This is a genomic window from Algoriphagus sp. AGSA1, from assembly GCF_021390545.1.
GTDB lineage: Bacteria > Bacteroidota > Bacteroidia > Cytophagales > Cyclobacteriaceae > Algoriphagus.
Map to the genome: position 1 here is coordinate 48,124 of NZ_JAJUWR010000031.1, position 24,092 is coordinate 72,215.

Below are 24,092 nucleotides of genomic sequence, written 5' to 3' on the forward strand. Positions count from 1 at the left end.
ATGAAATTCATGGATTTTTGGAGTTGAAATTATAGTTTAAAAAATTACTTAGTTAAAAATTTAAGATGAAAAATATTTTATATGTAGGCTTCTTCTTTGTGTGTATGGATGTCTCCTCAATAAATATTGATAGGCAATTCCAAAACGCAACCCTTGATAGTATTAAACAAGATACTGTTTCAACAGATAGTACGGAACTTTTTGTAAGTAAGAGCTCAGTAAGTCAAAATAGTTACAATCCTGGAATTGAAAAAGTTATTCCTCCTTCACCAAATGCAGCATCGTTAGCAAAATATGGGAGCATCCCAGTAGGCTTATCTACGGGGATACCATCTATTTCCATCCCTGTTTATGATTATAGCTATCAGGATATGTTGAATTTATCTGTTTCCCTATCCTATCATGCAGGAGGAGTAAAAGTAGATGAAATGTCGTCTAATGTGGGGATAGGTTGGAGTTTGTTTGCAGGAGGAGCCATTACTCGCGTCATGAAAGGCATTCCTGATGAAACAAATACTTATGGTTTTTGGAACTCAGCTAACCTTCCTGCAAATGATTTTGAAGGAAATGACGGGAATTCCCCAAATATGCGTAGATACAATAGGATTAATGCAGGTGAGGAAGACAGTGAAATAGACGTGTTTAACTTTAGTTTTAATGGGATTTCAGGAAGATTTGTTTTCGGCAAGAACAATGATTTTTTGATGCTGACACAACAGAATTTGAAAGTAGATCGCACCATCCAACAGGTGTCCGGGAATGCTCGCATAACAAGTTTTACAATCACTGATGATAGGGGGATAAAGTACATTTTTCGGGATGTAGAAAGAAATACGTCTAATTGGATCGCCTATGGGCCGGGCAAAAGTGCTGATTCAGCTTGGTATTTATCTGAAATTCAATCCCCTTCTGGGATTGATAAGATAAGCTTCACCTATGAATCTTCAGCTTATATGTACAATATTACATCGACCCTTACTTTTGGCGTAGCTGTAGTTGGTGCCAACTTGCCGGCAGCACCTGGCAATGCCTCTAATTTGCAGCAAAGTGTTGCAGGAAAGAGGCTTAAGAGGATAGATTTTCCTACAGGCGAGTATATGAGTTTTACATATAATTCTTCTCAAAGGACTGACCTGCCTGGGGATTATGGGCTTCAGAAAATTCAGTTAATATCCCAATTTGGACAGAAAGGTGTCAAATTAGTTCAGAATTATTCGTTGAACAGGCTTACCCTTACTGCCGTCCAATTGACACAGGGGGCAAGTGAATCTGTTATTGGAACTTATTCTTTGGATTATTTTAACTCCTACAATCTGCCCGACAGACTCTCCGCCAAACAGGACCATTGGGGGTTTCATAATAATAACACTACGACTAGTTTAATTCCAGCGGAAACTTTTGTCAATCCGGTTGGAGGATATTATTCACTTCCAGGAGGTAATAGAAATACCGATCCACTTAGAGTAAAAGCAGGATCCCTAACTAAAATCACATATCCCACTGGGGGATATACCCTGTTTGAATTGGAATCAAATACTGCTAGCGATAATAGGATTGGGACAAATGTCAGCGTAGGGGGACTGCGAGCAAAGAGAATCTCTGACTACGATAAAAACGGGATCCTGCTACAGGCAAAGGAGTACGAATATGTATTGGAAGGTACTTCTAATTCTTCGGGGACTCTTGGGATTTTACCCGTTTATTCATACGGTGTTTTTTATGATTTTGAAACTCCTACATTTCCCCCACCTTTGCCATCCTATGCATTTGGACAACATAATCAGGTAATGCGATCTGCCTCTCCGATAACTGAGATTTCTTATGTTAACGGAAGTGCGGTTTTGTACAAGCGAGTGGTTGAGAAACGAATTGAAGGTAGTAATCATGAAGGGTATTCTGTTAGCTACTTCAGCAATTATACGGATGCTCCAGTAGTTAATTTCAGCACTTTCCCCTTTGTTCCGCCTAACTTTAGAAGTTGGACGTTTGGGTTGCTCCAACATGAAGATGTGTTCGATAAAAATGGAGTTTTGCTTAGAAAAACCACAAATGACTACAATCATATAGCGGACAATTACGCAAATAATCCCGTTAGACGGAATAATTTCCTATCGTTATCCCTTGCGCCGGTTAAATATCTATATACAGGGAATTCAGAAGCGAATCTCCATGATTTTTGGACAAGTCAGGGAGGGATAATGTTTATTATTTCCAAGGATTATTTACCGGTCTCAGGAAGAAGCCAACTTTCTAAGACTACAATTGAAGATTTCTCTGTCAATGACCCTTATGTAAAAACAATTGACTATACCTATGATAATAATTATTTCATGAAACTGTCAGAGACTATTCGAAACAGCAATGGTGAATTGATAAAAACAGAAATTACTTATCCTCATCAAAAAGTTGCTTTGGGCCAAGATCCCTCCGGCGTGTATGCCGAAATGATCCAAAGGAATATTACCTCGCCGGTAGTTAAGGCGGAAGTTTACAAAGGCTCAACTTTTTTAAACTCTACAAGGATAGATTATTTTAAACCTCATACTGGTGTTTATGTGCCCCAATATGTCTATGAAAAAAAAACCTCCAATTCTGAATATGGTACGTCAGTTTTTTCCGAGTATGATAATACTGGCAGATTAAAAAAATACAAGGCAACCCCAAATTCTAATTTCAGTTTTTTTCTATGGGATACTTTTGGCAAATATTTAATGGCAAAAGTCGATAATTTGACCAACTCCGACAAGGCGTATTATTCATCCTTTGAAACCAGTGAAAAAGGTGGGTGGTCGTACGCTGGATCTACATTAACCACTTATAGTAAAACAGGAAGAAGAGCTTATTCTCTATCAAATGGGGCGATATCAGCAGCAGCAATTCCTGCCAGTAATGCCAACCCCTATAAGATAGCATTTTGGGCGAGGGCTACTGGGACATCAGCAACCGTTAGTATATCTGGTCAGACCCAGGCTTTGACTTCAGCCTGGTTGTTTGTGGAAAAAACAATTACAAACACTAGTGTTAATATTTCGGGGTCAAATGTGATTGTGGATGAATTGAGAATGCATCCATTGAATTCCATGATGACTACTTATACATTTGAGCCAATTTCAGGAATAACGTCCACTACAGATTCAAGAGGACAAATTCTTTCATATGAGTATGATCCTTATTATCGTCTTAAAACCATCAAGGACGAGGACGGAAACATATTGGAGCATTACGAATACAATTATTCCACCGGTAACTGATTTTTAGAATGAGACACTATCTGTTTACTACCCTTTTCCTGTTTTTGGTAGCCATCACATCCTCAATTGGCCAGACCACCGAGAACTTTGTCAAGACATATAAAGCCCGTATAGGAACCAGTTCCACCGCTACGGTGACGGGCGGTACGCCGGGTCAGTCCTACAAGACTTTTACTTACTTTGACGGCCTTGGCAGGCCAAATCAGACAGTGGGCAAACAGTCCACGATCACTGGCAAGGATCTGATTACACCTATTATTTATGACGGTTTCGGGCGACAGGAAAAAGAGTATCTGCCTTATATAGAGAATTCGGGCGCCCAAGATGGTAGGTTACGTACAAATGCCCTTTCTTCCCATGCTTCGTTTTATGCAGGCAAATATGCCGGCGACACCTACGGCTATTCCCAGACCCTGTTTGAGCCATCGCCCCTTAACCGGGTGGACAAGCAGGCTGCTCCTGGCAATGCCTGGAGAATGGGCACTGGGAAGGAAGTGAAGTTCGGCAGAAGGACAAACACCTCAGGGGAAGGGGTTAGGATATTCACGGTAAACAGTTCAGGGCTTCCCGTGAATCCCACAGCTACTCCCACCTACGGGAACAACCTGCTCTGGGTAGAAATAAGCCAGGATGAGGACAACAAGACCACTGTACAATACACCGACAAGCTGGGCAGGGTAATCCTGAAAAAGGTGCAGAATACCGCCACCCCTACGGGAAACGGACACACAGGCTGGCTCTGTACCTATTATGTGTATGATGACCTGGGGCAGCTCCGTGTGGTGATCCCGCCCCAGGCCACCCAGATCATGTTGACCAAAGGGTGGAATCTTTCTACGAATGCGACACTGGCCGCTGCCCAATATTTCCGCTATAAATATGACGGGAGGGGGAGACTGACCGAAAAGTATGTTCCCGAAAAGCAAGTGGAATATTACCTGTATGACCTTCAGGACAGACAGGTTGGCTTTCAGGACGGAAATCTGAGGAGTGAAAGTAAATGGCTTTATACCAAATATGATGCCTTGGGAAGGGTGGTGATAACAGGACTTACTACAGTGCCGACTACGACCACATTCGCTGCCCTGCAGACCACACTGAACACGTCCGGATCAAACAATGCGACAGTCAAGGCGAACACGGCAAAGATAAAGACCGGGACTTCGATCACCTCTGCCAAGTATGACGGCTATCAGGAGTATGTGGCCTCAAGTTCCATTACCCTCAAGCCCGGTTTCACCATGAAGGCAACCGGGAACCAATCCTTCACGGCCAGGATCGGAACGCCTCCGGCATCCGGTGCGACAGGCGCGTGGCCACCTGACGAGGGGGAGATCCTGACGGTCAATTATTATGATTCTTACCAATACATGACCGGTTTTTCTTACGATAACCCGGGCTCATCCTTTCCGTCTTCTGCCAGTACAAGGGTCCACGGACTGCAGACGGGCAAAAAGGTAAAGAACCTGGAGACGGGTGAGTTCTACACCAGTGCGTTCTACTATGACAACAAAGGAAGGATGATCCAGTCGCTGGGACAGCACCAGGCAGGGGGCACGATACGTGCTTCCACGGCCTATAACTTTGAAGACCAGCCGACCAGAAGCCTGGTTACCAATTCCCTGTCATCAAGTTACAATGTCCTCCGCACCTATAACTACAATGTGATAGGCCAGTTGGCATCCATCACCCACCAGGTAGGGAGCGGGGCCGTGAAGACCCTGGTACAATACACTTACGATGACCTGGGCAGGCAGACAGGCAAGACCTTCCCGACGGTGGCCTCCAATGCCAACCAGACCAGTACGTATAATATCCGGGGCTGGCTGACAGGACAGGGGTCAGGATTTACAGGGATCTTCAAGCAGACATTGTATTACAACAGCGGGGCGACCGTCAACAGGTTCAACGGAAATATCGCCAGGGTTTCCTGGACAGGGGGACAGGAGACCACCCCGATAACGCGTACCTACAACTACGCCTATGACAATGCGAATAGGATCACCGCGGCCACATTCACTTCCTCGACCAGCGGGGAGAACAGCCGCTACAACCTGAGCGGGATCACGTACGATGCCAATGGCAATATTAAGACAATGACCCGCCGGGGGGAAAGGGCCGCAGGGAACTATAACATTGTCGATGCGCTGACTTACAGTTATGCGACCAATGCGACCTTTGAGGATACCTATTCCAATAGGCTGTTAGGCGTGGCGGACGGACAAAGCTCCAATACCTTTACCTCCAAGGATTTCAAGCCCAACGGCGGGGCACCGGGGAATTATCTATACGATGCCAACGGGAACCAGACGGTCAACAAGGACAAGAGAATTTCGGAGACCAAGTACAACCACTTAAACCTACCTGAGGAGATCAGCTTCTCCACGGGAGGAAAGCTGAGGTTCGCCTACGATGCCGAGGGAAACAAACTGACGCAGAAGGTGTACAACAGCAGCGGATCCCTTACCAAGACACAGGATTACATCGGAGAGTTGGTGCTTCTGAACGGTGCCCTGGATTACCTGGTGCATGAAGAGGGAAGGATAGTAGCCGAAAACAATGAACTCTGGACTGAATTCTATGTGAAGGACCATCTGGGGAATGTGCGTCAGGTACTGCGCAGCCCGACTGTGCAGTCCTTTATGGCCACCATGGAGACGCAGCATGCGGAAACAGAGGAAATGGAGTTTTCCATGGTATCCGCATCCAGACAGACCGAACCGGAGCATAACGTCACCCAGGGAGGGAACCAAGTGGCCTGGCTGAACGCGGACAGAGGCAGGATGGTAGGCCCGGGCAGAACCCAGGAGATCTATGCGGGTGACAGCCTGAAACTGCAGGTTCACGGCAAATACCTGGAGGACAAAAACCAAAAAGTGAACGCCGCAAGCTTTATGGCAGCCGGGGGCAGGGAAAGACTGGTGGCAGACCTGAACGAACTTGCGGTAAGCAACCTGCGGGCGGGCGGACCAAACCCGATCGCTTTACTGAACCTTGCTGATATTTTGGCAAAAGACCTCCAAAAAAAGGAAGCTCCTGAGGCGTATCTGATGTACGCATTGTATGACCGGGACAGTAACCGATATGAGGTGGGCAAGAAAGTCCTTTCTAAAAATGCGGCAAACCAGCATGAAGTCTTGGAGGAGAATATGTATATTTCCAAGGACGGATATATGGAGACCTTTGTGGTAAACGAGACCTCGGAGGATGTCTGGTTTGACAATATGATGGTGATGAGTGTGAGTTCGGCCATCGTGCAGGAGACACACTATGACCCATGGGGATTGGAGCTGACAGGACTGGGTTTTCAATATGGTGGAATCAAGGCGAACAAGTACCTCTACAACGGAAAGGAACTGATTGAGGATGAAGGTCTTCAGTACTATGACTACGGGGCTAGAATGTATGATGCTACTATTGGGAGATGGGGTGTTGTCGATCCGCTGGCGGATATAGCACCTGACAAAACACCGTACCACTTTGTAAGCAACAATCCCATCAACAGAATAGATCCATTAGGTTTGACGGATTACGCCTTGAACAGGAAGACAGGGGAAGTTACACAGGTAGGGGATTCCAATGATGATCCGGATAGGATACTGAGGACAAATAACAAAGGAGATGTCAAGTACAAGAAAAATGGAGAAGCGAAAGTTGCGATCGGAGGCATAGAACAGGGAATATTGCAGGATGGCCAAAACTTCAAAACACAAGATAACATAATCCAAGTTGGTGGAGAGGGGCAACCGAGTGAACAAGGGGTGGAGTCATTTGCACTAAGGTTGTCTGATTATGTGGGCAAGGAAATAGCCGGGGCGTATTTTTCAAATGATGGGACTGATAAAACGTCTCACATCACCATTGGCAGGTATATAAATAATGAACACAAAAAAGCGGTAGGGAGCGGACATGTTTTGGGCATGAAGCAGGGGCTGGATATAACGGGCTTTTTCCATACCCATCCGGGCAATGGCCGGGATATCAGTAACTCAGATAGGTTAGTGCCTTCTACACAGGATTTAAATAGCAGGGACAATGCGCTTCAAATGATACCAAGCCTGAAGTTCTTTCTACTTACCCAGCCTGTTAATTATGGGGATAAATACCCTTTGAAGATAAATTACACTACCGGTTATTCACCGAGGCGATGATAACAAGTTTTATACTGAAAACTATGAAATTATACTTCTTTGTTGTATTTGTGTTCCTAGTATTCCTGGTAGGATGTTCTGCATTTAAACATGGGATGACTCAATCGGGAAATCGTGACGAAGCCATTCAAAACGCCATTCTGGATTTTTCAAGCACCAGTAGTTTATATAGGAAAGATTCCGTGTTCTCCGTATCGTTTTATGATACTATGGGTAGAATGGTCTTGGACGAAAACCATGAATGGATTCTTGGTGAGCCCTATGAAGGCGTGGTGGCTGTAAGCATAATTGTGGCTAACAGCAGATTGCTTTTAACATCGGATACTAAAGCTGGAAGCAAGGGAGGAAAGCTACCGACCCGGTTTGTTGAAAAAGGGGGGAAATTGTTCTTTTGGTGGGATGATGAACATGCCCTAACAGAAGAGACCCTTGTAGTCTATAAGAAATATAACCTTCTTCAGGACGATGAGGGAGGTTTGGTCACAATCCCTGACTTTACTATCGATGATGCCCAAAAAGGAGTGCATTATTACTTCTGTAAAAAAGACCTGTCCAGGTATAAAAAAGTAATCACCAACAAAGGGATAGGTTATTATGATCCTCCAAAACTAAAATGCAGTCACTAAGAAAAACAAAACGCCAGGCTTAGCAGCTTGGCGTTTTTCATTATAATGCTGCCACATTTTTCTGGAAGAAGTCTTTGAATTTTTTGTTGGTGAGCATCTTGTCGATCAGCTTGAATATGGTCTGCCTGTCCTCGTCATCCAATTGCTGGATAAGCCTCAGCTGTTCGACGGCTGTCTTGTCCTCGATAACGACTTCGGACGGGATGTCCCCGTCATATGCAAGTATTTGGTCTGTGGTCATGTTGAAGAGCTGTGCGGCTTTGTAGAGTTCATCCACGGTGATTGCCCTGGTTCCCCCCGCCTGAGCGTAGAATAAGCATGGGACTGGGTGTATGTCTATGACTACACCCAACTATCCTGCTGAATTTGTAATTCAAGAAGCCTTGGATAAGCTCCAATGTCCAGTCCTTTATGGCCACCATGGAGACGCAGCATGCGGAAACGGAAGAAATGGAGTTTTCCATGGTATCCGCATCCAGACAGACCGAACCGGAGCATAATGTCACCCAGGGAGGGAACCAAGTGGCCTGGCTGAACGCGGACAGAGGCAGGATGGTAGGCCCGGGCAGAACCCAGGAGATCTATGCGGGTGACAGCCTGAAACTACAAGTTCACGGGAAATATTTAGAGGACAAGAAACTGAAAGCCAATGCTGCAAGCTTTATGTCGGCCGGGGCTGCGGACCGGCTGATCAACGACCTGAACGAACTTGCACTGAGCAACCTGCGTGCGGGAGGTGCGAATCCGATCGCTTTACTGAACCTTGCTGATATTTTGGCAAAAGACCTCCAAAAAAAGGAAGCTCCTGAGGCGTATCTGATGTACGCATTGTATGACCGGGACAGTAACCGATATGAGGTGGGCAAGAAAGTCCTTTCTAAAAATGCGGCAAACCAGCATGAAGTCTTGGAGGAGAATATGTATATTTCCAGGGACGGATATATGGAGACCTTTGTGGTAAACGAAACGGCAGAGGATGTCTGGTTTGACAATATGATGGTGATGAGTGTGAGTTCGGCCATCGTGCAGGAGACGCACTACGATCCATGGGGGCTGGAGCTGACAGGGCTGGGATATCAGTATGGGGGGATAAAGGCGAACAAGTACCTCTACAACGGGAAAGAGATGATGGATGACCAAAACCTCAACCTGTATGATTACGGGGCACGTTATTACGACCCTGTAATAGGACGCTGGACAAGCCCGGACCCCATGGCCAGTGAAAGGGAATGGGTATCACCTTACAATTTTGTACAGAACAATCCGATGTCACGGATAGACCCAGATGGGATGTTTGACATCCGGATACACGGGGAGAACAATTCCAGTGTGACCATCGTGACCGACCTTATCGATATCGATGTCAATGCGGGAAGGATAGTTGGGGATCTGGGAGGCAATTATTCTTTGCAGGGGGATGATATCCTCAGTGCGGCTTTGGATATTGTCGGAGTGGTTGATCCTACAGGTATTGCTGATGGCCTGAATGCGGGCTTGCAAGCAAAGAACGGTGACTGGCTGGGTGCTGCCATCAGTACGGCGGGAATAATCCCATACATAGGAGACGTAGCCAAGGTAGGGAAGATCGGAAAGGATGTCAAGATCATCAATAATGCGATTGATGCTGTCAAATCAGGTGATAAAGTATCATCCACTTCAAGAGCGGCCAGAAGAGAAGCAATGCGAGATGCTGGAATTCCTACTAGTCAGCAACCAAAATCTCAATCTAGAAATAGTTCAGGAAGAGAATATACATACGAAGTACCAGCAAAAGGAGGTGGAACTCAGACAAAATCTGTTCAACAACAAACATTGGATAGAAGTCACCAAGGACAACCTCACTGGGAAGCCGGAAAGGTAAAAACAGACAACGGTAAGGTAAGGATGAACAATTACGGTAGACCTAAATTGGATAATAATAAATCAAAAGTAAACTATAATGATTAAGATGTTAGAGGAGACGTTTGATCAAAAAAAACGAAGGTTGTTTGGAAAGCAATCTCTTCAGAGCTATATCAACACGATTGAAAAGTTGACTACTGATAGTGAAAGATGTATATTGTCTATAGTTGAGACGGATAAAATACTTGAAAAAGTTTCTACTCTTAAAGAAGTGTTTAAGACTGTTCTTCCATTTGAAGATAAAACGGGGTTAAAAAATATAGTAAATGAAAAGTTCAAGTCGGAAGACAGTATTTATTTGCTAACCTCCTTATCTCGTGATTGTGGTGGTATAGTTATTAATTCCATTGCCAATTTCAATTTCAATTTCAATTTTGACGATGATTCAGGGGGTATTTTTAGTCTAGTAAGTAATGACTTAAAAGAAAGAATTCTCTTTGATTTTTATGAAGAAAACGGTAAAAAATTTATTGAAATCGAATATTTTCAATAATCGAAGTAAGTAATTGAATCAACAAAGTGTGAGCCCGGCAAGTCCGGGCTTTTTTCATTTACAACGCAGCTATGTTTTTCTGCAGGTAGTCTTTAAACCTTTTTTTGGAAACGAAAGTCTCAATAAGCTTTAGGAGGATGGATTTTTCCTCTTCGTCGAGTTCGTTTATAAGTTGGAGCTGTTCGAGTGCGGCCTTGTCGTTGACGGAGACCTCGGCGGGGACGCCGTTCTTTTCGTCGAAATAGATCACCTCGTCAACCGACATCCCGAAGCTTTTGGCTACCAGTACAAGGGCATCGACGGGGATCTCCTGCTGGTTGTTTTCCATCTTGGAGTATCCGGTCCTGTGTGTATGGATCAGGTCGGCCATCTGCTGCTGGGTATATCCCTTGCTTTCCCTGAGTTTTTTGAGGCTGTTTCCGAGTTTCATGGCGTTGCGTGTTTCCACAAATGTACCCAATAAGAACATTTTTATCAATTATGATCGAAATAAGAGAAATTCATTGTTCCCCGTCTGAGTGTAGAATAAGCGTGGGACTGGGTGTATGTCTGTGACTACATCCAACTATCCTGCTGAATTTGTAATTCAAGGAGCCTGGGATAAGCTCCAATGTCAAGTCCTTTATTGCCACCATGGAGACGCAGCATGCGGAAACAGAGGAGGTGGAGTTTTCCATGGTATCCGCATCCAGACAGACCGAGCCGGAGCATAATGTGACCGTAGGTGAGGGCTGAGCGTAAAGAAAATGTCCGGTGGACATTTTTAGCGAAGAGCCAGCTTGCAGGGGAGGGTCCTTTCCAAAAACGCGGCAAACCAGCATGAAGTCTTGGAGGAGAATATGTATATTTCCAAGGGCGGATATACGCCACGGCGCACAGGTATGGAGACCTTTGTGGTGAACGAGACCTCGGAGGATGTCTGGCCAGTCCCGCCTTGGCGGATTTGACAATTTGATGGTGATGAGTGTAAGCTCGGCGATAGTGCAGGAGACACATGGAGCCTGTCCCGATGAAAGTAGCGAAGCGGAATGATATCGGGAATCCCTGGGGCTTGGAGCTGACAGGGCTGGGATATCAGTACGGAGGGATCAAGGCCAACAAGTACCTCTACAACGGTAAAGAGCTGATCGAGGACAACGGGCTTCAGTACTACGATTATGGAGCGAGGATGTACGATCCTGCGATAGGGAGGTGGGGAGTGATAGACCCTCTTTCCGAACAGATGCGTAGGCATTCCCCTTACAATTATGCCTTGGACAATCCGATAAGGTTTATTGACCCGGATGGGATGATGCCGATTGATCCACAATTCGCAAGAGGATTTGCAAAAGGAGCTTGGGGGGCAGTTAAAGGTACAGCCAATTTTATATCCGAAACTATATCTACAAGAGGCCAAAATGTGGTAAATGCTGCCACGGCAGTCAAAGATCTGGCAGTTGCTGGTTATAATGATCCAGGTGGTACTGCTAATGCATTAATAGATGCTGGTAAGCAAGGAGTTGTAAATAGTTTAGTTGAAAACGGAAGTGTCCAAGGTTCTGTTGGCGAACTTACTGGGAGTGTTGCAACTGGTATCGTATTAGGTATTGCTGGGGATAAAGGGCTTTCAAAAGTAAGGTCAATTGGAAAAGTATCGGATGCAGTTACAGATTTGGGGAAAGTTTCAGTTGCCTCTAAGGCAGCACCTTCGGTTACCGAACAAGCTGCTGTAATTAGCAAGGAAGTTGGGAAAAATTCAATTAGTATAAGGACTCCGAATAAAACTTTACATTATGATCTTCAAGGTGCGACACATAAAGGAGTTCCTACTCCGCATGTACAACAATCTTTACCAAATGTCAATCCTAAAACAGGCCAGATGTTTTGGAATAAAGACAGGCAGTGGGTTCAGCCTATGAGTCAGCAAGATATAAGAATTGTAAGAAATTACGTAAAGAGGCAATAAAATATGAAAGTTAAGGAAATTTGGACTGAATTGGATTTTGAAGATATGGGATGGCATGATTGTCATATACATGCTATCTCTTTTCCCAATGAAGAATTAGAAATGAGTTTTGATATTGATTATTTATTTAAATGGGAATTGGATGATAAATCCAATCTATATAAATTTTGGGTGTCTCCTTGCATACTTTTTTTTTATAATGTTATAAACTTAAAGATTGATATTGATTTTCAAAATGCTATTGGGCTAGATATTTTAGATATTAATAAAAAAAATCTTCGCCTATCTGCTGATAAGAAAACTAACTTGTGGGATTTCGAAATAGCAACAGATAAGGGGCTTATTAAATTTGAGTCTTCGGGTTATAAGCAGGTTGTAAAGAACGAGCCGATATGTAGTGAGAGTCAGATTTTAGCTAGAAAGAATTGGTAAAGCAACGTTACGGCAACCCACTACAACTCATTGGGGCTTGGAACTGACAGGGCTTGGCTTTCAATATGGTGGAATCAAGGCAAACAAATACCTCTACAACGGCAAGAAACTGATCGAGGACAACGGGCTTCATTACTACGATTACGGGGCCAGAACGTATGATGCCACTATTGGGAGGTGGGGAGTTATTGATCCGTTGGCGGATCAGATGAGAAGATTCTCTCCATATAATTATGCTTTTGATAATCCAATTAGGTTTATTGATCCTGACGGGATGGCACCAAAGAACTGTTGTGGTCCGCCATCTTCATCCTCCGTTTTTTATTCGGAAATGGAGAAAAGTTTTGGAGAAGTTAAATCTGGGATTGAAAACTTCTTTGGATTTGGCAAATCATTTAGAAGTAATTCTCAGAATCATCAAAAGGTAGGTGCCATATTATCCTCAAATCTGGATTCTGGTCCTATGGATTCTAATACAACAGTTGATAAAATTGAAACCCTAAATATTGATGGACTAGGAGCTATTGGAGGGAATAAACCTCCACGGGATTTTGGAGAAGTATTGTCTGGAATCTTAAATAGTTTGCTAGGCCTATTTTCAGAATTTTATAATGAAGATTCAAATAATATCGAGCCTGATGGTAATCAGACTGAAGAAAGAGTGAATTTGGATGATGCTAGCAGAGGAGAAGGTGCTAGTGAGGCTAATTATATGGGTAAAAAAGAAAGGAATTCTTCAGATGTTATGAAATTAGATACAGTTAGAGGTGATTTTACTGATCGTTCAGGGAATAAAGCTAGGTTTAGAATAATTTTAGATGAGAATAAAGATACAGTTGATCAAAAATATTATGTTCCAAAGGGTTATTAAGGTCGTTTTATTAGTTTTTTTATTAAGCAATTCTTTTTCTTGTGATAACAATGATGAAGTTGTTCTAGAATTCGTAATTAAAGATGAGAATATCGTTGATGAGGAATTAATCGCAAAAGCATTTTTAAATAGAAACAACTGGGAAATTGTCAATGCATATTTTGATTGTGAAAGTCCGAAAATGATTAATTATTCTAAGGATAAGGAAGGGATTAATGGTTGTGAAAAAGAACTTTTTGTGAAAAACGATACTATCTACATTGGGTTTACGCCTACTAAACTAGGGGTCAATACTTTTGATGGTATTGAGGTTTTAATTAAAAGTAAGAATTCTAATTTGAAAATTGTGTCTGGGAGTTTTAATTATAATGTTGTGGGGAGCTAATAAAATAATTGTCTTGTTAGATCTGTCGAATATAATAACTTCTTCTGGGGGAGGTTTGTCCTAGGTACTAGGTTTAGATTGTATCTAAACCTTTCTATAATATAGAGTTTGTAATTCGGATAGCTTAGAGTGTCAAGATCTATTGACTGGCAAAGTGTGAAATAGAATGGATGGATTATTGTTAAAAAGCTTTAACTTTACGCCAAATACCCTATATCTAAATGAAATAATTTAATGCCAATTAATATTCAACATGAAAAAACTCATTTACTTTTTGTTCTTCTTATCCGGGGGCGCCTATGCCCAGGAGACCCTTCAGACGGTGACCGATAACGGAAGGATTACCACCAACAGGCTGGGCCTAGAGGATGGTGCCTATGTGGAAAACTGGGATTTTACCATTTATGGAGAGTCTATGAACTACCGGGATCCTTTGCGTGTAATCGGCAATTTAGACGGTTCTGCTGCAGTATTGGAAGATGGGGCCATCCGCTTTGACCGCTCCTATGATATCTTCGAGGAGGACGGTTCCTCCCTGATCATGGTCTATCCCCCTTCGGGGATCCCCTATATCAGGAGATATGGATCCGACTTTACGATATTCAAGATCTGGAGCCCGACGGCTTCCAGACAGGCCTATGAATCCACACTTGCCCTGGTGAACGGGGACAATGAGGAGGAGTTTCTCGATCTCTACAATATGAACTACCCCAGCAACAGCAGCTTTGGCATCCGCCTGCAAAAAAGAGGAACGGGAAATTACAAGAAGTTCCACTTTGAGTACAGCGACGGGGATGAACTCTATAAGGTGATGTCCCTGGCCCCGGATACCACGGCCGTCTTCCATGGGAAGGTAGGCATCGGTACAGAGGCTACCGGGCACCGGCTCTCGGTGGCCGGAGGTGTACTGGCAGAAACCGTGGAAGTAAAACTGCGGACAGCATGGCCTGATTATGTTTTTGAAAAAGGATATGAAAGGCTTTCCTTACAGGAACTGGATCACTATATCCAGGAGAACGGCACGCTGCCCGAAGTCCCGTCAGCGGAAACAGTTGCCGATGAGGGGATCAACCTGGGGCAGATGGATGCCACACTGCTGAAGAAGGTGGAAGAAATCACGCTTTACCTGATTGATCATCAGAAAAAACTTGAATTCCTTGAAAAGGAAAACCAGCAGCTGAGAGAGGAACTTAAAAGCCTGAAAGATGGGAAATAGTCTGAGGATTCTCTTTTTGGCGCTCTTTATAGCAGTAGGATCTGTTGCGACCGCACAGGTGGGTAACAGAACATCCAGGGAGCCCGGAGCTAAATCTGACAGTATCCGGCGGTTTAAAATCGAGGACGGACTGTATGTCGGAGCTCATATTGATAAAAACAGAAAACTACCTTCTGTCGAAAGAGCAATCAGGAAGATGAAAACCGATAGCCAGGTTTTGGATTCGGCAAGGACAAAGCGGTTTGTTTTGGAAGATGGGTCTGACATTGGAGTGGGGGCAGGCTATAGGTCTGAAAGGGCAAAGAGTTTTGAGCAGCGAAAAAACCAGTCTTCAGGAGCTAGGAAAAAACCGGCTCCCGACCCCGTGGCAGATACTGTTCAGCAAAAAAGATTTGTTATCCAGGATGGAAGATATGTTGGTACAGGGCCAAAAAAAAGGTAACAGATGATGAAATCGAGCATGACTCAAAAGTCACACACTGGGATGATTATCTGTTATGCGAGATTCCATGTGACCATTGAAAAACAACTATAAACACATGAAACGTACAGGTCTTGGAATAATGTTAACGTTATGCCTATTCTGGATTGAGGCTCAGGCTCAAAAAATGCCAGCTGGTCTTCCTGTATCACTTCCCAAAAGTGGACTGGCTACCGGAGTAGTCCCCAAGCTTCCCACCAAACCCGAAATCCCCTACTTGGAAGAACTCAAGCAGATCCACTCGCTGAAGAAATCCTACGATTCCCTGCAGAGAGAACTCAAAGAACTCAAGGAGATAACCACTGACAGCACCCAGCGGGACAGCCTTTTTACGCTGGCCAAAGAGCGGAGCAGGGAAGTGCTGGAACAGGAAAGCAAAACCCTGGAAAGCCTGATCCAAAGCGAGGATATCCCCGGGGAGGAAATCAAGCATGCGGCAAGAAACACCCTGGAGCGGGTGAATGAATCCAAGGCCAGACTGGGGAATATCAGGCAAGTGGATGAGCTGGAATCCCTGGTGGACCAGAACAATGAAAACCTTAAGGCACTGACCAATGAATGGCTTATGCCCAAAGTAGAAGAACAGCTTACCGGTGTGGTGAAAGAGGGATTTGACCCCAGAAGCGCAAAGCTCCCTGACTTCTACGGTAAGGATGCGCTGGCAGAACTGACAAAAAACGGATTACCATCAGAAATCCCCTTTGACAAAGCCAAAGAGCTTGCAACCGAAAAGGCAGGGCATATTTCCAATGAATACATCCAACGGGCGGGAAAGGATTTTTCCAAACTGAAAATAGATTCCCTTGGGAATATAAAGTCTGTTCCATCTGAGCTGAAAAACAAGAAGAAAGAATTTTTTGAGCCAAACAGATTAAAAGAAGTCCCTGTTGTCCACAGGATAGGCATGCTGCTGTGGTATGATCCGCTGACCTCCTTTGGTGACGGGCTGCTGCTGGATTTTGGGCTGTCCTATTCCTTTTCCCAGCAGTTCTCCCTGCTGGGCGGGGTGACCTGGAAAAAGCAGTTTGACGACAAGGAGGAGTTGAGGAGAGAGGGGATTGGAGGCTTTGCGGGAGTTCGTTTCAGCAAGGGCAACTGGTTTGCCCAAGGGACTGTAAACCGCAATGAGGTCACCGTCACCAACCCGCCAGGCTATGGGTCCAGGGATTTTAATGGAAAAGCCTGGGCTACCGGTTTCGCGTTGGGAAGAACCATCCCTATGGGCAATACCATACGCTCAGTGGTGATGGGCTCCGTTGATCCCTTTTTTGACAAAAGATCCAGTTTACACAAGAGCAGGTTCCAGCTGAAGATCGGCTTTGAGATCGGTTCCTTCCGGAAGCTCAGGAAAGAAGTGAAGGAGCTGGTTCCGCTGGATGGACTGGAGGAAAAGGGAAATGAAAAGGTGGAGTATTATCTGAAGGACCTGGAAAATTGATGGGTCGGGTTTCCATGGAAACCCCACTGCGGCCTAGTTGGCGGAGTCTTCCTTTGCCCCCGTGAGTGTATCCTCACGGCCTTTCTGGTCGGGTTTATGTTGTTCAGGATTTCTAATCCGATAATTGATTCACAAACGCTGTACACCTCCTCGGGACAGGCCTTCGTTTTTATCACTATACTTCATATCCGAGGGAAATGGCCTTTGATTTTTTTGACCTAGGGTTACACCCTTCGTCCCTCAGGTCTCCACCCTAGGCTACCGACCAGGCCTACCTACCTACGGCAGGCACCGTCCTGGTCAGCATCTCCCAGCTCACCGTAGATGGGCAGAAGCTGAACGGACAGCTGATGGCTGTAAAGTAAGTACTATGATTCATAACCTTAAACCCGGGCAGGACTCTTGTCCGGGTTTTTTTTAACCTTTCAGGTTTACAAAACCTCAAAGGTTTATGCCCCAAGCCAAGAGAACGGAAGAAAATACCTGTCCTATACGGCTGCAGGTGAAATAGAGGAACTGACAAGGTTTCCCTTGCCAAGGGCTAGGCCTGTAAATGCCCAGAATGCGATTCTGGGTCAACGAAGTCTATATGTACCCAGAGTGCCAACGGCACGATCAGTGGGGCAAAGACCGGCTGGCAGGCCTGGACAATATTAGTTTTAGTCCGGAGGCTTATCCATTATAGAGGCCGGTTCAATTCAAGATATTGCGTGCCTGTGGCTTTGCCTGATCATATAGCCAGGTCCAGAAAAACCTGCCAGGTTCACCTCTTCGGGTCTTGATGAAACCGCTGTTTGTCTTCACTCCCAACAGGAAAACATGGCAGGTTTGGAGCAGTGGTGGCAATTTAAAATTACGGGATAGGAACCTTCGGTGGAGACCATTTCCTTTTCAACTATTAAAGGGCTTTTGCAAGCTCGGTTTCCTCGCTGATCTGGATTTGTAATCCCGATCCCCTATCCTAGGATCTGAAATCCGGGAAGAGGTGCGGAATACCGCGACTTCCCCAAATTCCTGCCTGTCCGACGTGGCGGATCCCCGTCCCCGAATGACGTCCATGGGCAAGCTTTGACGGAACTCTGTACCACCAGCCCTGGGTTGTGGCGTGCCTTTTTACCGTCAGTAAAACGGCCTATGATCCTGAAAATAATTTTTTCAGTAAAAACCCCGAAAAATTTCATTCTGATAATCAGTGTTTTACGAAAAACAGGCTTTTGGGATGATTTTGGTATCTACTCACTTTTATGCCGAATATATACCTGATTTGACGGTTCGTAATCAACTGGTTTTTAAATGATTAAAACAATACCCTATATAGGGTAATTTTTTTTATGGAAAAATATGGTTTGAATTGCGGGATTTTAATCAGATATAACGCTATGACAACCAAGCTATTGTTTTTCCTCACCCTGTTTTTGATAGGATTAAATGGCTATGGGCAATCCAATCATTTTCCAACTACAGGGAATGTGGGCGTAGGCACAGGTACAAGCCCTGCATATCCTTTCCATGTAAAGACACCTACATCCGCAAACCGCGCCAGGTTTGAGTTTGGGGGTAAAACAGTGGATGTGGCAAGCTATGGTGCCACCACTGAACCCTATGGAAATGCTGGTGGGATTTTTATGAGTGGACAGGATGGGTTTATCATGACCGGTGCCGGGAACAATCTCCGGTTTATCACCAACAGTGGGGGGTATGCCGAACGGATGCGCATTCTGGCAAACGGGAATGTAGGAATAGGGACATCATCGCCAATTGCTCCCTTACATGTGATAGGTGAGATCAGAACACATGGGCCAGTGAGAGTTCATTCAGAAGACGGAAATCAGGCAGGGACATTGACCGCAACAGGTGATCCCACCACTCAAAATGGATTACAGCTAGATGCGGTTCGAGGCAGTGGATATATAATGTTCTCTACCAATAGTGGAAGTGGTACCCGGGAAAAAATGAGGATTCAAAACAATGGCAATGTGGGAATCGGGACTACTAATCCAACTCATAAGCTTTCTGTAAACGGCACCATCAAGACCAAAGAGGTCAACGTGACCGCCACCGGCTGGCCGGACTATGTATTTGATGATGCCTATCCTTTGAAGCCGTTGGAGGAAGTCCAGAGATTTTATAGAGCCAATGGTCATCTGGAAAATATCCCCACCGAACAAGAGGTGATGGAAAATGGGGTGAATCTTTCTGAGATGACGGTTAAGCTGCTGGAAAAAGTAGAGGAACTGACTGTTTATCTGGTGGGGCAGAATGAACGGATAAAAGTTCTGGAAAAAGAACTGCAATTAAATAAGTGTCAATAGCATGACAAAAGTACAGAATATGAAAAAGTATTTACTAATCCTTTTTGTTCATTTAGCCTTTTCAGCATCTGGTCAAATTTATACTAACCCAACGACAGGCGATGTAGGAATAGGTACAACTACACCACTTTCAAAGTTGCATGTAAATGGTTCAAGTCGATGGGTAGGCAATAATCAAGATGTTGTAGAAATAAACAAAACAGGAAGTGGGCAATTTGTGAGGCAGTCTATTGATAATTTATCCAGTAATGCATGGATTCTTCGAGGTTACGTCATTGATGGGTTTCAGGCTGATTTTAATCTTGGTGGGATAAAAGTCAACGGCACGGTAAAGACAAAAGAAGTCAACGTCACTGCCACCGGCTGGCCGGACTATGTATTCAGACCCGGATATCAGCTTATGCCCTTATCAGAGCTGGAAACTTTTATCCAAAAGAACGGACACCTTCCCGATGTGCCCACTGAGGCCGAGGTAATGGAAAACGGGGTCAATCTGGCCGAGATGAACGTAAAGCTGCTGGAGAAGGTGGAGGAGCTGACGCTGTATCTAATTGAACAAAGTACCCAAATTAAAGCATTGAAGGCAGAGCTGGAATCAGTTAAAAAATGACAAAATACTTGAATTATCATGAAGATAAATTTCCGGATTAACTTCATCCTGACTATCCTAATCGCAGTCTTTTCCTTTTTAAGCTGTATGGCTCAGAACGAATTCCCTACCGCCAAAAACTCTTCTGTTAAAATTGATGGTGGTGGACTGTTATTTGTTCGTCCTGCAACAACGGGAGGATGGGCAAGAGGCTTGAACTTTCACTATACGGACATGACCGGATATATGGCACTTGGGACACATGGCAACAATGAAAGTGTGTCCCGGTTTTACATTGCCTATGGAGCTACCCCTTGGACCAGTGGCCAAGGCATATATATCTTACCAAATGGTAACACAGGAATCGGAACCATTTCTCCAAGCACAAAACTATCCGTCAATGGAATAATTAAGGCAATGGAGGTTAATATCACCACCGACGGCTGGGCGGACTATGTATTCAAGCCTGAGTATAAGCTTATGCCCCTATCAGAGCTGGAAACTTTTATACAAAGGAACGGACACCTACCAGATGTGCCCACTGAGGCCGAGGTAATGGAAAACGGGGTCAATCTGGCGGAGATGAACGTAAAGCTGCTGGAGAAGGTGGAGGAGCTGACGCTGTATTTGATAACCCTTCAGAAAAATAATGAAGCAATGAAAAGAAGGATTGAGTTTTTAGAAGAAAACGCTGAACAATGAAAAAATATCTATTAACCAACTTTTTATTTGTCTTATGCTGTTGTTCTATCCATTCATTTGGACAGCTTAATAAACCACAGTTCATACCTCCGTCTCCCAATTCATATGGCTTGGCGAAATATGGAGATGTACCGGTGAGCCTATATACCGGTTTACCTAGTATATCTGTGCCTGTTGTAACAATGCATGAAGGTAATCAAGCTGTTGATGTTTCCTTGTCATATCATGGGGCTGGGGTAAAGGTGGATGAGGTCGCCTCATGGGTCGGACTTGGCTGGTCACTGGATGCAGGAGGTGTAATTGTAAGAAAAGTTAGAGGGAGGGCAGAGTATCTGTCCGCAGCAGGGGTAAGGCTTCCAGTACGGGCAAATATAGGTTTTTATAACCTTTCCCTAGGTGTCACAAGGGCGCAGTTTATCCAGCAGAACAATCTACAGGCCGCCGCAAATAACAGCATAGATACAGAACCTGATGAGTATATTTTTAATTTTAACGGAAAGACAGGAAGTTTTTCCTTCGATGGCTCTGGAAATGTGCATTTAAATAAGGAGGAGGATATTAAGATTGATCTTCAGTACACAAGTGGCTTTGATTATGATATAATTATCACCACTGAAGAAGGGGTTGTCTATGAATTCAGAGATTATGAGAAGACATATTTTACAGGTATGAATCAGATGCACATTACTGCATGGTATCTCACAAAAATCAAATCCCCACTTGGCAGCGAGATCTTATTTGAGAACCAATCAACAGGTTCTGTTTCCCACGATATAAGGCAATATTCTGAATATGTAGTTGAACTGACTAGCAACCCCTCAATTTACCCTGCACCCACTCCTGTAACTGGTGTTTCCGTGAGCGAATTGAGGCTGAAAAAAATAACTACGTCTAGTGGGTGGGTGGAATTTAAAGCGAGTACCCAGCAAAGACTTGATTATAAAACAACATCGTATCCGTTGGATTATATTTCGGTACATAATGCAGACGGCTCCCTGCATAAAAGGATAAATTTATATACCAGCCACTTTGAAGCGAACAACAGTAACAAATACAATGGGGCCAACCCAAGTGTATACCAACATTTGAATTATCGCCTTAGGTTAGATTCTCTTCAACAGTTTTCTTCCACCGGTACCGCAGTGGGGCGCCCGTATAAGTTTGAATATTGGGGAGATAATAATCCGGTTACCAATGATTTGTATACACTCCCGTATCGTCTTTCCCCCAAACAGGACCATTGGGGCTATTTTAACAATTCCAACAACCAGCACGTCTTTCCGGGCAATAGCGAAGGGAGAAGTATCGGTAGTGACCGTTGGTACGTTGAATTTGCGGATTATTCGGATTTATATGTTAACAACACTATGGCAAACGGGGCAAATCGGGAACCCAGTGCTGAGGCGATAAAGGCCAATTCAATTAAATTAGTTCATTACCCCACAGGTGGGAAAAGGGAATTTCTTTTTGAGCCCCATGTATTTACAGGGTCAGGAATAGGAGGGGGGTTAAGGATAGGTAAAATAATTGACCACTTTGGTAATAATGAGTCTAAGGAGACCAGCTATATTTATGATTCTAGGTGGTTAACTTTGGATCCCCGGGGATACTATTATAAGTATTTCACTATTGGTTACAGAAATAGTGGAGAACCTTTTTTAAGTGCTGATGTGTTGTCAATTTTTGGATTGCCTACTGGTAACTCCCCATTTCTAGAACGCGGCTATATCAAAATTTCAACCTACCCCCAGGCAATTCTTGGAAATGGGTCCCAATTCGGTTACGGAAGTGTAAAAGTGGCCCAGTCGGGTAACGGATATGTGGTGAGCGAATTTGACAACAATTCTTTATATCCCGATTATAACGGAATCGACAATGTTTATGATGATATCGATATGTCCCATATGAACAACCTGTTCAACTCAGAATATATCACATCGATGCAGCCCCCAGTAGGAGGGACCAACATCCAAAAGGCAATTTCTGTTTTTGATGGACCATATCCTGAATTTTACGATAATTCTTGGAAGAGGGGAGTATTGAAATCGCGTAGCACCTTCAGGGAGGACGGGGTTCTATTGAAAAAAGAAAAATTCGAATACGACCGGATGCTATTGTCAGTCACACCTGGGTATAAGATATTCGGATGGGGTGCAGGGCAACAGTTTTTGTACTCCCGCTATTATATACCAAATGCGAGAATTAGGTTGAGGGGCCAGATAGTGGAGGATTTTAATACTTCAGGTTTAAATCCATTCGTGACGACTACTAATTATTCCTACGACAATCCTTTGCATTCCCAACCTACAAGAATTGTTGTTGATAAAAGTGATGGGACCAAGGAAATAGTAAATATGTCCTACCCATTGGATTATCCATCAGGCAATACATTCCTGGATAATCTGAAAAGCAAAAACCTTCTTAATTACCCAATTGAGACCGTTAGATATAAGGAGGCCGGAACAATCCGGACAATTCTGTCCGGTGAGATAAACAAATATAAAACTGGTGGCACCGGTTTGGTAGACGAGGTACTAAAACTCGAAACCCAAAGTCCACTTGCCCTAGGTTCCTTCAAGTTTAGCAACCGGTCATTAGGGACCCTTCCCCCATCGGGAACAACTGCCGGCTTCTCTCCCGACACCAAATATACTGTCAGGGCTTTGGGACAGTTATATGATATAAAAGGGAATCTACTGCAGTGGAAAAATTTGCAAGGCGCCACGACTTCTTATATCTGGTCTTACAACTATCAATATCCAGTTGCTGAAGCTTTCAATGCTACAAACAGTCAGATTGCCTTCACTTCCTTCGAAACGACGGATAAAGGTGGATGGACTTACTCAGGCACTCCTGTTACAACCTTCAAAACGGGAAAGAAGGGATATAATCTAAGTTCCGGTTCGGTTACCAAGACTGGGATTGCAGCTTCCTCCTCCAGCCCCTACCGGGTGGGCTTTTGGGCCAAGACAGTTTCAGGCACGGGTTCGGTGAATGTGGGGGGCCAGAGCGAATCCCTTACGATGGCCTGGAAATGGGTGGAAAAGAACATTACCTCCACCAGTCTGACCATATCAGGAAGCAATATTATAATAGATGAGCTGAGGCTTCATCCAGCGGATGCCATGATGACCTCCTACACCTATGAACCATTGGTGGGGATGACCAGCAAGACCGACCCCCGGGGCTATACGGTTACCTATTTTTACGATACTGCGAACCGACTTCAGACCATCAAGGACGAAGACGGAAACATATTGGAGCATTACGAATACAATTATTCCACCGGTAACTGATT

General features: G+C 44.3%; 19 protein-coding genes. 17 read left to right on the forward strand and 2 right to left on the reverse strand.

Translation table 11 applies throughout. From position 1 onward, the window contains the following. Positions 1–65 precede the first annotated feature (65 nt). From LZF95_RS21075 to LZF95_RS21085, 3 genes are read left to right on the forward strand one after another with little or no spacing between them, the layout of a single operon-like run. A complete protein-coding gene (locus tag LZF95_RS21075; protein ID WP_233757168.1) occupies positions 66–3,251 on the forward strand; it encodes a hypothetical protein in 3,186 nt (1,061 codons plus the stop codon). A gap of 8 nt (positions 3,252–3,259) precedes the next feature. Next, positions 3,260–7,402: a DUF6443 domain-containing protein gene (locus LZF95_RS21080; protein WP_233757170.1), complete on the forward strand. Its 4,143-nt coding sequence runs from the start codon at positions 3,260–3,262 to the stop codon at positions 7,400–7,402. Between the two features lie 23 nt (positions 7,403–7,425). Then, positions 7,426–8,028 (forward strand): hypothetical protein, encoded by a 603-nt coding sequence (locus tag LZF95_RS21085; protein WP_233757172.1) that lies wholly within the window; start codon positions 7,426–7,428, stop codon positions 8,026–8,028. A gap of 40 nt (positions 8,029–8,068) precedes the next feature. On the opposite strand, the gene LZF95_RS21090 is transcribed toward LZF95_RS21085, so the two are convergent. Beyond that, positions 8,069–8,305, reverse strand: a complete 237-nt coding sequence (locus LZF95_RS21090; RefSeq protein ID WP_233757173.1) for a transcriptional regulator — start codon at positions 8,303–8,305, stop codon at positions 8,069–8,071. Positions 8,306–8,439: 134 nt separating this feature from the next. Between LZF95_RS21090 and LZF95_RS21095 the strand changes: the two genes are divergently transcribed. Together LZF95_RS21095 and LZF95_RS21100 are read left to right on the forward strand one after the other, a co-directional pair. Next, complete coding sequence (locus tag LZF95_RS21095; protein WP_233757175.1) at positions 8,440–9,975, forward strand: RHS repeat-associated core domain-containing protein; 1,536 nt, start codon at positions 8,440–8,442, stop codon at positions 9,973–9,975. Beyond that, the gene (locus LZF95_RS21100) at positions 9,968–10,423 is read left to right on the forward strand and encodes a hypothetical protein (RefSeq protein ID WP_219293186.1); all 456 of its coding nucleotides are present in this window, start codon (positions 9,968–9,970) and stop codon (positions 10,421–10,423) included. Before LZF95_RS21095 ends, LZF95_RS21100 begins: the two co-directional genes overlap by 8 nt. A 58-nt stretch (positions 10,424–10,481) precedes the next feature. On the opposite strand, the gene LZF95_RS21105 is transcribed toward LZF95_RS21100, so the two are convergent. Further along, complete coding sequence (locus LZF95_RS21105; RefSeq protein ID WP_233757177.1) at positions 10,482–10,853, reverse strand: helix-turn-helix transcriptional regulator; 372 nt, start codon at positions 10,851–10,853, stop codon at positions 10,482–10,484. Between the two features lie 349 nt (positions 10,854–11,202). Between LZF95_RS21105 and LZF95_RS21110 the strand changes: the two genes are divergently transcribed. The 12 genes from LZF95_RS21110 to LZF95_RS21165 all read left to right on the forward strand — a co-directional run bounded on the left by LZF95_RS21110 (position 11,203) and on the right by LZF95_RS21165 (position 24,090). Further along, positions 11,203–11,370 carry a hypothetical protein gene (locus tag LZF95_RS21110; protein WP_233757178.1) on the forward strand — a complete coding sequence of 56 codons (168 nt, stop codon included), beginning with the start codon at positions 11,203–11,205 and terminating at the stop codon, positions 11,368–11,370. 47 nt (positions 11,371–11,417) lie between these two features. Further along, positions 11,418–12,368: an RHS repeat-associated core domain-containing protein gene (locus tag LZF95_RS21115; protein WP_233757179.1), complete on the forward strand. Its 951-nt coding sequence runs from the start codon at positions 11,418–11,420 to the stop codon at positions 12,366–12,368. Between the two features lie 3 nt (positions 12,369–12,371). Continuing rightward, positions 12,372–12,800, forward strand: coding sequence for a hypothetical protein (locus LZF95_RS21120; RefSeq protein ID WP_233757180.1), 429 nt, complete (start codon positions 12,372–12,374; stop codon positions 12,798–12,800). Between the two features lie 37 nt (positions 12,801–12,837). Beyond that, a complete protein-coding gene (locus LZF95_RS21125) occupies positions 12,838–13,671 on the forward strand; it encodes an RHS repeat domain-containing protein (protein WP_233757181.1) in 834 nt (277 codons plus the stop codon). Next, entirely contained in the window at positions 13,652–14,056 is a 405-nt protein-coding gene (locus tag LZF95_RS21130; RefSeq protein ID WP_233757182.1) for a hypothetical protein, read from the forward strand. Before LZF95_RS21125 ends, LZF95_RS21130 begins: the two co-directional genes overlap by 20 nt. A 253-nt stretch (positions 14,057–14,309) precedes the next feature. After that, positions 14,310–15,272 carry a bZIP transcription factor gene (locus tag LZF95_RS21135; RefSeq protein ID WP_233757183.1) on the forward strand — a complete coding sequence of 321 codons (963 nt, stop codon included), beginning with the start codon at positions 14,310–14,312 and terminating at the stop codon, positions 15,270–15,272. Further along, positions 15,262–15,714, forward strand: a complete 453-nt coding sequence (locus LZF95_RS21140; RefSeq protein WP_233757184.1) for a hypothetical protein — start codon at positions 15,262–15,264, stop codon at positions 15,712–15,714. Before LZF95_RS21135 ends, LZF95_RS21140 begins: the two co-directional genes overlap by 11 nt. 97 nt (positions 15,715–15,811) lie before the next feature. Next, complete coding sequence (locus LZF95_RS21145) at positions 15,812–17,191, forward strand: hypothetical protein (protein ID WP_233757186.1); 1,380 nt, start codon at positions 15,812–15,814, stop codon at positions 17,189–17,191. A gap of 1,379 nt (positions 17,192–18,570) precedes the next feature. Further along, positions 18,571–19,503 (forward strand): tail fiber protein, encoded by a 933-nt coding sequence (locus LZF95_RS21150; protein ID WP_233757188.1) that lies wholly within the window; start codon positions 18,571–18,573, stop codon positions 19,501–19,503. Positions 19,504–19,522: 19 nt separating this feature from the next. Further along, a complete protein-coding gene (locus tag LZF95_RS21155; protein WP_233757190.1) occupies positions 19,523–20,113 on the forward strand; it encodes a hypothetical protein in 591 nt (196 codons plus the stop codon). A gap of 18 nt (positions 20,114–20,131) precedes the next feature. Next, positions 20,132–20,794: a hypothetical protein gene (locus LZF95_RS21160; RefSeq protein WP_233757191.1), complete on the forward strand. Its 663-nt coding sequence runs from the start codon at positions 20,132–20,134 to the stop codon at positions 20,792–20,794. Continuing rightward, positions 20,791–24,090: an RHS repeat protein gene (locus LZF95_RS21165; protein WP_233757192.1), complete on the forward strand. Its 3,300-nt coding sequence runs from the start codon at positions 20,791–20,793 to the stop codon at positions 24,088–24,090. The genes LZF95_RS21160 and LZF95_RS21165 overlap by 4 nt, the downstream gene beginning before the upstream one ends. Positions 24,091–24,092 lie beyond the last annotated feature (2 nt).

Bases quoted from the DNA above. Each gene is read 5' to 3' on its own strand.
- LZF95_RS21075 (WP_233757168.1), top strand. From the start codon at position 66: ATGAAAAATATTTTATATGTAGGCTTCTTCTTTGTGTGTATGGATGTC.
- LZF95_RS21080 (WP_233757170.1), top strand. From the start codon at position 3,260: ATGAGACACTATCTGTTTACTACCCTTTTCCTGTTTTTGGTAGCCATC.
- LZF95_RS21085 (WP_233757172.1), top strand. From the start codon at position 7,426: ATGAAATTATACTTCTTTGTTGTATTTGTGTTCCTAGTATTCCTGGTA.
- LZF95_RS21095 (WP_233757175.1), top strand. From the start codon at position 8,440: ATGGCCACCATGGAGACGCAGCATGCGGAAACGGAAGAAATGGAGTTT.
- LZF95_RS21100 (WP_219293186.1), top strand. From the start codon at position 9,968: ATGATTAAGATGTTAGAGGAGACGTTTGATCAAAAAAAACGAAGGTTG.
- LZF95_RS21105 (WP_233757177.1), bottom strand. From the start codon at position 10,853: ATGAAACTCGGAAACAGCCTCAAAAAACTCAGGGAAAGCAAGGGATAT.
- LZF95_RS21115 (WP_233757179.1), top strand. From the start codon at position 11,418: ATGGAGCCTGTCCCGATGAAAGTAGCGAAGCGGAATGATATCGGGAAT.
- LZF95_RS21120 (WP_233757180.1), top strand. From the start codon at position 12,372: ATGAAAGTTAAGGAAATTTGGACTGAATTGGATTTTGAAGATATGGGA.
- LZF95_RS21130 (WP_233757182.1), top strand. From the start codon at position 13,652: ATGTTCCAAAGGGTTATTAAGGTCGTTTTATTAGTTTTTTTATTAAGC.
- LZF95_RS21135 (WP_233757183.1), top strand. From the start codon at position 14,310: ATGAAAAAACTCATTTACTTTTTGTTCTTCTTATCCGGGGGCGCCTAT.
- LZF95_RS21140 (WP_233757184.1), top strand. From the start codon at position 15,262: ATGGGAAATAGTCTGAGGATTCTCTTTTTGGCGCTCTTTATAGCAGTA.
- LZF95_RS21145 (WP_233757186.1), top strand. From the start codon at position 15,812: ATGAAACGTACAGGTCTTGGAATAATGTTAACGTTATGCCTATTCTGG.
- LZF95_RS21150 (WP_233757188.1), top strand. From the start codon at position 18,571: ATGACAACCAAGCTATTGTTTTTCCTCACCCTGTTTTTGATAGGATTA.
- LZF95_RS21155 (WP_233757190.1), top strand. From the start codon at position 19,523: ATGAAAAAGTATTTACTAATCCTTTTTGTTCATTTAGCCTTTTCAGCA.
- LZF95_RS21160 (WP_233757191.1), top strand. From the start codon at position 20,132: ATGAAGATAAATTTCCGGATTAACTTCATCCTGACTATCCTAATCGCA.
- LZF95_RS21165 (WP_233757192.1), top strand. From the start codon at position 20,791: ATGAAAAAATATCTATTAACCAACTTTTTATTTGTCTTATGCTGTTGT.